The organism is Streptomyces montanus, assembly GCF_005786655.1.
In the GTDB taxonomy this organism is placed as follows: Bacteria; Actinomycetota; Actinomycetes; order Streptomycetales; family Streptomycetaceae; genus Streptomyces; species Streptomyces sporangiiformans.
In genome coordinates this window covers 1-9,332 of sequence record NZ_VBZC01000127.1, presented here as the reverse complement: position 1 = coordinate 9,332, position 9,332 = coordinate 1, and the positions used below count along the sequence as shown (strand labels likewise).

The following is a 9,332-nucleotide window of genomic DNA, read 5'->3' as shown; positions in this document are numbered from 1 at the left end:
CGTCAGGCGCGTCCGTCGGGGCGCAGGAGCGGTCGGCGGAGCCCGGCGCGGCGCCCCTCTCCCGCATGGAGGCGCGGCGGGCGGCGCGGGCGCGGAAGCCGGGGGCGGCCGTGCTGGCCAGCCGGGCGATCGGCGAGGTGTTCATCACCACCGGCGTACTGATGCTGCTGTTCGTGACGTACCAGCTGTGGTGGACGAACATCCGGGCGCATGCGCAGGCGGGCAGCGAGGCGAACAACCTGCAGAACAACTGGGCGAGCGGCAAGCGGAACCCGGGTGCGTTCGAGCCGGGGCAGGGCTTCGCGCTCCTGCACATTCCGAAGCTGGACGTGGTGGTGCCGATCGCCGAGGGCATCGACAAGAAGCGGGTGCTCGACCGCGGGATGGTCGGCCACTATGCCGAGAAAAACCTGACGACGGCGATGCCGGACGCGAAGACCGGCAACTTCGGGCTGGCCGGGCACCGCAACACCCATGGCGAGCCCTTCCGGTACATCAACCGGCTCAAGCCGGGGGACCCGATCATCGTCGAGACGCAGGACAAGTACTTCGTATACAAGATGGCGTCGATCCTGCCGGTGACGTCGCCGGCCAACACGGCTGTCCTGGACGCGATTCCCAAGGGGTCGGGCTTCACCACGGCGGGCCGCTACATCACCCTCACCACCTGCACTCCCGAGTTCACCAGCAAGTACCGGATGATCGTCTGGGGCAAAATGGTCGAGGAACGGCAGCGGAGCAAGGGGAAGCCCGATGCCCTCGTCGAGTAAGGACACATGAACAGTGGCAGCGACGACCGACCACGAAGAGCAGACCGACGCACCGGCGTCTTCGCGCGCGCCGCGCCGCCGCGGCATCGGCCGGATCGCGATGGCCGTCAGCTTCTTCGGTGAACTCCTCATCACGGCGGGCCTGATCCTCGGTCTGTTCGTCGCCTACTCGCTGTGGTGGACGAACGTCGTCGCGGACCGCGAGGCGAACAAGCAGGGCGACGAGGTGCGCGACAACTGGGCGCAGGGCCGAGGCCCCCTCGGTCTGGACACCAAGGGCGGCATCGGCTTCCTGCATGTACCGGCGATGAAGAACGGCGAGGTGCTGGTCAAGAAGGGCACCTCCACGAAGCTTCTCAACGACGGCGTCGCCGGCTACTACACCGACCCCGTCAAGTCCGCGCTCCCGCAGGACAAGAAGGGCAACTTCTCACTGGCCGCGCACCGCGACGGTCACGGGGCGAAGTTCCACAACATCGACAAGCTCAAGAAGGGCGACCCGATCGTCTTCGAGACCAAGGACGACTGGTACGTCTACAAGGTCTACGCCGTCCTTCCCGAGACCTCGAAGTTCAACGTCAAGGTCCTCGCCTCCATCCCCAAGGAGTCGGGCAAGAAGAAGGCGGGCCGCTACATCACCCTGACGACCTGCACGCCCGTCTTCACGTCCCGCTACCGGTATGTGGTGTGGGGCGAGCTGGAGCGCGTCGAGAAGGTCGACGACGACCGCACACCGCCGAAGGAACTGCGCTGAACCGACCGCCCCCTGTGAAGGGCTGTCGAGGACTGCGCGGCGAGAGGTCGGACACGACAGAGCCCCGGCGCCTCCTGTAGAGGGCCGGGGCTTCGTCGTGCCGTCCGTCGTGCCGGACGGAGCGGGTGTCAGTCCTCGGTACGGGCCGACGTGCCGTCGACGCCGCCGAAGATGCCGCCGTCTCCGCCTCCGCCTCCGTTGCCGTTGCCTCCGTTGCCGAAGCTCGCGGTGGACAACGTGATCACCTGGGACTTCGGGTCCGCCGGTGTTCCCTGTTGCGGATCCTGGGCGGTGACGAGCGCCTCGTCGCCCTGGTCGCTGCCGGGGGCGAACTGGACGTTGTTGAAGCCGGCCTGCTTCAGGGTCTCCTTGGCCTGCTTCACCTGCTGACCGACCACGTTCGGCACCTGGGCCTGCTCCTCGTCCTCGGACGCCTTGCCGACCTGGATGGTCACCTGGGAGCCCGGGTCGGCCTGGGAGTTGGCCGAAGGCGACGTGGAGATGACCTTGCCGATCAGCGCGTCGTCGTCGGTCTCCACCTCGGCGCACACGCCGACGAGGTCGTTTTCCTCCAACTGCGCCTTGGCCTCGTCACAGGTCTTGCCGGTGACGTCGGGGACGGTCGACTGCTGCTTCTCCTTGGCGATGGTGAGAGTGATCGTCGATCCCTTCTCCACCTCATCACCGGCCTGCGGGTCCTGGTCGAGGACGGTGCCCGGCTCCTCGCTGGACTCCTTGCTCTCCGTCTTGACCTTGAACTGGAACTTGTCGCCCTCAAGCTTCCTCTGGGCGTCCTCGAGGCTGTCGTCGATGACGTTCGGCACCGCCACCTTCGGCGCCCCCGTCGACACCGTCAGCGTGATCGTGTCGTTCTTGCTGACCTGGGTCTTCGCCTTCGGGTCCTGTGCGCAGACGCTGCCCTTGGGAGTGTCCTCGCAGGCCTTCGGGGTGGTCGTCACGTTCAGGTCGACGTTTCGCGCCATGTCCTTGGCCTCGGCCACGGTCCGGTTGACGAAGTTCGGCGCCGGGAACGTCTCGTCTCCCGTGCCGCCGGTCTCGCTGAAGACCCACTTGCCGATGAGGATGGCGCCGACCAGTACCAAGAGGCCCGCGACGATCAGCAGGATCGTCGAGGCGTTGCCCTTGCGCTGGCCGCCGCCGCGGCGGCGGTCGAGACGGTCGTCGTAGCCGTAGCCGCCGTCGTCCGGGTTCATCGGGGGCAGCATGGACGTCTGCTGGCCGTCGGTGGCGCGCAGGGTCGTGGTCGGCTTGTCGTCCGGGTAGCCGCCATAGCCGACGGAGCCCAGGGCCGCGGTGGCACCGACGGGCTGGCCGTCGAGGCAGGCCTCGATATCGACGCGCATCTCGTCGGCGGACTGGTAGCGGTAGTCCGGGTCCTTGACCAGCGCCTTCAGGACGATCGCGTCCATCTCGGGCGTGATCTCGGGGTCGAAGACGCTCGGCGGCTGTGCTTCTTCCCGTACGTGCTGGTAGGCGACTGCCACAGGGGAGTCCCCGACGAACGGCGGCCGGACCGTCAGCAGCTCGTAGAGCAGGCAGCCCGTCGAGTACAGGTCGGAGCGTGCGTCGACCTGCTCGCCCTTCGCCTGCTCCGGCGAGAGGTACTGGGCCGTGCCGATGACCGCCGCGGTCTGCGTCATCGTCATGCCGGCGTCGCCCATGGCGCGGGCGATGCCGAAGTCCATGACCTTGACCTGGCCGTTGCGCGTCAGCATGACGTTCGCGGGCTTGATGTCGCGGTGGACGATGCCGTTGCGGTGCGAGTACTCGAGGGCCTGGAGGATGCCGATGGTCATCTCCATGGCACGCTCGGGCAGCAGTTTGCGCCCGGAGTGCAGCAGCTCGCGCAGCGTGGACCCGTCGACGTACTCCATCACGATGTACGGGATGGAGATGCCCTCGATGTAGTCCTCACCCGTGTCGTACACGGCGACGATCGCGGGATGGTTGAGCGAGGCGGCCGACTGGGCCTCCCGGCGGAACCGGGCCTGGAACGACGGGTCGCGCGCGAGGTCAGCTCGCAGCGTCTTCACCGCCACGGTGCGGCCAAGCCGTGTGTCATGGGCGAGATGTACCTCCGCCATGCCACCACGGCCGAGCACCTGGCCCAGCTCGTACCGGCCGCCGAGGCGACGCGGCTCTTCCATAGCTACCTACCAGCCCTCTCCGTCGGTTCCGACCGCACCCAGTTGTGTGGTCCGGCGGGTGCTGTCCGGGCATACGGTACCCGGCTCGCCTTGACTGACCTGGTCACAACCGTCACCCGATACAGGACCGGTATCGCAACGTGCACTGTTGCGAAGGGAACGTGACACGGGTCACTTCTTGCTGTCGATGACTGCCTTCATCACGTCCTTTGCGATGGGGGCGGCGAGACCGCCACCGGAGATGTCGTCTCGGTTGGCGCTGCCGTCCTCGACCACCACGGCCACGGCGACCGGCGAGCTGCCGTCGTCCAGCTTCGCGTACGAGAGGAACCAGGCGTACGGCTTCTCGCTGTTGTCGACGCCGTGCTGGGCGGTACCGGTCTTGCCGCCGACGGTGACGCCGGGGATCTGTGCCTGCGTACCGGTGCCCTCCTTGACGACCGTCTCCATGATCGACTGGAGCTTCTGCGCGTTCTCCTTGGAGAGCGGCTCGCTCATCTTCTTGGAGTCGTGCTTCTCGATGGTGTCCAGGTTGGGGGTCGTCAGCTGGTCGACCATGTACGGCTCCATGAGGGTGCCGTCATTGGCGACGGCCGAGGCCACCATGGCCATCTGCAGCGGGGTCGCGGCGGTCTCGAACTGGCCGATGGAGCTGAGCGCGGTCTGCGGCTTGTCCATCTTCGTCGGGAAGATCGAGGCGTTGGAGCGGACCGGCACGAACTGCTGCGAGTTGAAGCCGAACTTCTCGGCGGTCTCCAGCATCTTGTCCTTGCCGAGGTCGGCACCGATCTTGCCGAAGACGGTGTTGCAGGAGTACCTCAGGGCATTGCGCAGCGTGGCGTTCTCACAGGGGATGCTGCCCTCGTTCGGCAGCTTGGTCCTGGTGTCCGGCATGGTCCACGGATCCGGCGAGTCGGTCTTCGCGTCGGGGTCCGTGTACAGGTCGTGCTCCAGTGCCGCGGCCGCGGTGACCACCTTGAAGGTGGAGCCGGGCGGGTAGGTCTCGCGCAGCGCCCGGTTGAGCATCGGGTCGTCGGGGTTGTTCTTCTTCTGGAGCTTCGTCCAGGCCTTGGTGTCGGAGCCCGTGGAGTTGCCCGCGAACGTCGACGGGTCGTACGACGGCGTGGAGGCGAGCGCCAGGATCGCGCCGGTGGACGGGTCGATGGCGGCGACGGCGCCCTTCTTTTCGCCCAGGCCCTCGAAGGCCGCCTTCTGCGCGGCGGCACTGAGGGTGGTGACCACATTGCCGCCACCCGGCTTCTTGCCGGTGATCATGTCGAGGGTGCGGCGGAAGAACAGCCGGTCGTCGTTGCCGGTGAGGATGCCGTCCTCGATGGACTCGAGCTGCGTGGCACCGAAGGCCTGCGAGGCGTAGCCCGTGACGGGCGCCCACATCGGGCCGTCCTTGTAGGTGCGCTTGTACTCGTAGTCGCTGCCCGAGGTCTTCTTGGACCCGGTGATCTCCTTGCCGTCGACGATGATGTCGCCGCGCGGCTGGGCGTAGCGCTCGATGGAGACACGTCGGTTGTTCTTGTCGTCCTGGAGGTCGGTGGCCATGACGTACTGGAGCCAGTTGTCGCGGATCAGCAGGGCCATGACCAGAAGTCCGCAGAAGATCGCGATCCGGCGCAGGGGTTTGTTCACGGTCGGACCACCTGGGTCATCTCGGCGTCGGGGTTCGGGGCGGGTGAGGGCGCCGGGCGCCGTGCGGTGTCGCTGATTCGGAGCAGGATGCCGACCAGGGCCCAGTTGGCGATCACCGATGAACCGCCGTAGGCGACGAACGGCAGGGTCATACCGGTCAGCGGGATCAGGCCCATGACGCCGCCGGCGACCACGAAGACCTGGAGCGCGAAGGCGCCGGAGAGGCCGACGGCCAGCAGCTTGCCGAACGGGTCGCGGGCGGCGAGGGCGGTGCGCACGCCGCGCTCCACGATCAGGCCGTAGATCAGCAGGATCGCCATCACGCCGGCCAGGCCGAGTTCCTCGCCGAAGGTGGCGAGGATGAAGTCGGAGTTGGCGGCGAAGCCGATCAGGTCGGAGTTGCCCTGGCCGAGTCCGGTGCCGAGGACGCCGCCGGAGCCGAACGCCCACAGGGCTTCCGCGGACTGCTCGGAGTGGCCGATGAGGCCCTCCTTGCTCTTCAGGTACTCGCCCATGGGGTCGAGCCAGGCCTGGACACGCTGCTGCACGTGCGGCTCGAACGAGGCGACACCGACCGCTCCGGCCGCCGACATCAGCAGACCGAACACGATCCAGCTGGTGCGCTCGGTGGCGACGTACAGCATCACGACGAACATGCCGAAGAACAGCAGCGACGTACCGAGGTCGGTCTCGAAGACCAGGATCAGGATGGACATCGCCCAGACGACGATGATCGGGCCGAGGTCGCGGCCGCGCGGCAGGTACAGGCCCATGAAGCGGCGGCTGGCGAGGGCCAGGGCGTCTCTCTTCACCATCAGATAGCCGGCGAAGAAGACCGCGATGACGATCTTCGCGAACTCACCGGGCTGGATGGTGCCGATGCCGGGAATCGAGATCCAGATCTTGGCGCCGTAGATGTTGGCCCCGAGGCCCGGCACGAGGGGCAGCAGCAGCAGGAACAGGGCCAGGGCCATGGAGATGTACGTGTAGCGCTGCAGGACGCGGTGGTCCTTGAGGAAGACCAGTACGGCGACGAACAGGGCGAGGCCCAGCGCCGAGTACATCAGCTGACGCGGTGCCGCCTCGACGAAGGTGTCTCGTGCCTGGAGCCGCTCCGACTGGTCGAGCCGCCAGATGGCGACCAGGCCGATGCCGTTGAGCAGCGTGGCCAGCGGCAGCATCAGTGGGTCCGCGTACGGCGCGAACTTCCGTACGACGATGTGACCGACGGCGGCGAGCAGGCCGAGGCCGAGGCCGTAGCCGAGCAGACCGGACGGCACCTGGTCGTTGATGGCCAGGCCCACGTTGGCGTACGCGAACACCGGGATGACGACGGCGAACACCAGCAGCGCGAGCTCGGTGTTGCGCCGGCTCGGCGCACCGATCGCGCCGATCGTGGACGTGTGGTGCGTCGACGTGTTGGAAGTACTGCTCATCGTGTGACAGGGCCCCTCACGGCTTGCTTACTGCTTACCGCACAGCGAGACCAGCTTCTGCTCTTCGTCGGAGAGGCTGGGGCCGGGTGTGGGAGTGGGTGCGGTCTGGGACTTGGACGGGGACGGGGACTCCGGCGACGACGGGGTCTGGGTCGGCGTCGGTGTGGCCTTTGACGCGGCCGAGGTCCGTGTGGTTCCCGTGACACCACCGGCTTCGCCCTCGCCGGTCTTCGCGTTGCTCTCGCTCTCGGACTTGCGACGCTCGGCGTCCTTCTTGCACGCGGACGCCTGCGTGGCAAGAGCCTCGATCTTCGACCGGGCGTCGTTCAGGTCGCCCTCGGTGATCGTGGCCTTGACCTGCTTCTGCTGGTACGGCGGCAGGTACTTCAGTTCGATCTCGGGGTGGTCCTTCTCCACCTTCGAGAGCGAGACCCAGGCCAGGTCCTGGCTGATGCCGCGGTAGAGCGCGACGTGTTCGTCGTTGCTGCCGACGTAGTACTGCGTCTGCGTCCAGCGGTAACCGCCGTACAGCCCGCCGCCGATGACGGCGAGGGCGAGCGCGGTGTAGAAGGATCTTTTCAGCCACTTGCGTCCCCGGCGGGGTTTGACGAAGTCCTCGTCGGAGTAGGCGCTGAAGCCGTCCGTGGGGACGTACCCCGTCGTGTCGCCGCTGCCGGGCGGGCCGAACTCACCGCCGCCCTGTCCGGGCACCGGGCGGCCGAGGCTGGACGCGCGGCCCGCGGGTGTCTGCATCGCGCCGTTGTCGTGCAGCTGGTTCTGGTTCTCGGCGACCGCTCCGACGACGACCGGGGTGTCGGAGAGCTGGCCCGCGAGGGTGTCTCCGCCGTCGATGTCGAGTACGTCGGCCACGATGACCGTGATGTTGTCCGGGCCGCCGCCGCGCAGCGCGAGCTGGATGAGCTCCTGCACGGTCTCCTGCGGTCCCTGGTAGCTCGCGAGGGTGTCCTCCATCGTCTGATGGCTGACGACCCCGGACAGACCGTCGGAGCAGATCAAGTACCGGTCGCCGGCGCGGACTTCACGGATGGAGAGGTCGGGCTCGACGTGGTCGCCGCTGCCCAGCGCGCGCATGAGGAGGGACCTCTGCGGGTGCGTGGTGGCCTCTTCCTCCGTGATGCGTCCCTCGTCGACGAGCCGCTGCACCCAGGTGTGGTCCTGAGTGATCTGCGTCAGGACGCCGTCGCGCAGCAGGTACGCGCGTGAGTCGCCGACGTGCACGAGGCCGAGCCGCTGCCCGGTCCACAGGAGCGCTGTGAGGGTCGTCCCCATGCCCTCGAGCTGGGGGTCCTCCTCGACCATCAGCCTGAGCTGGTCGTTGGCGCGCTGCACGGCCGTGCCGAGGGAGGTCAGGATGTCGGAGCCGGGCACGTCGTCGTCGAGCGCCACGATGGTGGAGATCACCTCGGAGCTGGCGACCTCACCGGCGGCCTGGCCGCCCATTCCGTCGGCGATCGCGAGCAGGCGCGGACCGGCGTAACCGGAGTCCTCATTGCCCTCGCGGATCATGCCTTTGTGCGATCCGGCGGCGAAGCGCAGTGACAGACTCATGCGCACCTCGCCCGTCGGCTCCGGGTACATCCGCACGGTGCCCACCCTCCGGTCGGGAGCGCGCCGGGGCCCGTCGTGTGGACCGCCGCTGCGTGCTCGCTCCGCTCGCTCATTGTCGTACTACTTCCGCAGCTCGATGACCGTCTTGCCGATGCGGATCGGCGCGCCCAGCGGAATCGGTGTGGGAGTCGTCAGTCGGTTCCGGTCGAGATAGGTGCCGTTGGTGGACCCGAGGTCCTCGACGATCCACTGGCCGTCACGGTCCGGATAGATCCTGGCATGCCTGCTGGAGGCGTAGTCGTCGTCCAGGACGATCGTGGAGTCGTGCGCGCGCCCCAGGGTGATGGTCTGCCCCTGCAGGGCGACGGTCGTACCCGTAAGAGTGCCTTCGGAGACGACCAACTTGGTGGGCGCGCCTCGGCGCTGACGGCCGCCGCTGCTCGACTGCTGGCGCTGCGGCGGAGGCGTGGCCTGCTGCCGGGCGGCCTGTTGGGGCCGTGCGTTCTCCCGGCGCGAGCCGCGCTGTGTGACACGCGTACCGAACAGGTCGCTGCGGATGACCTGCACGGCCACGATCACGAACAGCCACAGTACGGCCAGGAAACCCAGCCGCATGACCGTGAGGGTCAGCTCTGACATTGCCCCCGCTTCACCCTTCGGCTTGCCGGTAAATGATGGTGGTACTGCCCACGACGATCCGCGAGCCGTCGCGGAGCGTAGCGCGGGTGGTGTGCTGCCCGTCCACCACGATGCCGTTGGTGGACCCGAGATCCTGGATCGTCGAGGGCGTTCCGGTCCGGATCTCACAGTGCCGGCGCGAGACGCCGGGGTCGTCGATCCGCACGTCGGCGTCGGTGCTGCGGCCCAGCACCAGCGTCGGGCGGGAGATCTGATGGCGTGTGCCGTTGATCTCGATCCAGTGCCGTACGCGCGCACCAGGCAGCGCGCCGGGCGCCGCGGCGCCCCGGCCGCCCATCGGCGCGGCAGGGCT

At 67.9% G+C, this 9,332-nt stretch carries 8 protein-coding genes; 2 read left to right on the top strand and 6 right to left on the bottom strand.

What is annotated here, in order from left to right; all coding sequences use genetic code 11:
- On the top strand, window positions 1–770 hold a 770-nt coding region (locus FE633_RS46370; protein WP_138051178.1), incomplete at its 5' end, for a class E sortase.
- Window positions 771–783: 13 nt separating this feature from the next.
- A complete protein-coding gene (locus tag FE633_RS46365) occupies window positions 784–1,524 on the top strand; it encodes a class E sortase (RefSeq protein WP_138051177.1) in 741 nt (246 codons plus the stop codon).
- 128 nt (window positions 1,525–1,652) lie between these two features.
- Here the strand turns inward: FE633_RS46365 and pknB are convergent, their stop codons facing one another.
- The 6 genes from pknB to FE633_RS46330 all read right to left on the bottom strand — a co-directional run.
- A complete protein-coding gene (gene pknB / locus FE633_RS46360; protein WP_138051176.1) occupies window positions 1,653–3,692 on the bottom strand; it encodes a Stk1 family PASTA domain-containing Ser/Thr kinase in 2,040 nt (679 codons plus the stop codon).
- Window positions 3,693–3,863: 171 nt separating this feature from the next.
- The gene (locus FE633_RS46350; protein ID WP_138051175.1) at window positions 3,864–5,336 is read right to left on the bottom strand and encodes a peptidoglycan D,D-transpeptidase FtsI family protein; all 1,473 of its coding nucleotides are present in this window, start codon (window positions 5,334–5,336) and stop codon (window positions 3,864–3,866) included.
- A complete protein-coding gene (locus tag FE633_RS46345) occupies window positions 5,333–6,772 on the bottom strand; it encodes an FtsW/RodA/SpoVE family cell cycle protein (protein WP_138051174.1) in 1,440 nt (479 codons plus the stop codon). The genes FE633_RS46350 and FE633_RS46345 overlap by 4 nt, the downstream gene beginning before the upstream one ends.
- Before the next feature lie 27 nt (window positions 6,773–6,799).
- Complete coding sequence (locus FE633_RS46340; protein WP_171060410.1) at window positions 6,800–8,371, bottom strand: Stp1/IreP family PP2C-type Ser/Thr phosphatase; 1,572 nt, start codon at window positions 8,369–8,371, stop codon at window positions 6,800–6,802.
- Between the two features lie 90 nt (window positions 8,372–8,461).
- A complete protein-coding gene (locus tag FE633_RS46335; RefSeq protein ID WP_119101121.1) occupies window positions 8,462–8,980 on the bottom strand; it encodes an FHA domain-containing protein FhaB/FipA in 519 nt (172 codons plus the stop codon).
- A 10-nt stretch (window positions 8,981–8,990) separates the two neighbouring features.
- Window positions 8,991–9,332 (bottom strand): FHA domain-containing protein (locus tag FE633_RS46330; protein WP_246114153.1); only part of this gene is annotated, 342 nt, incomplete at its 5' end.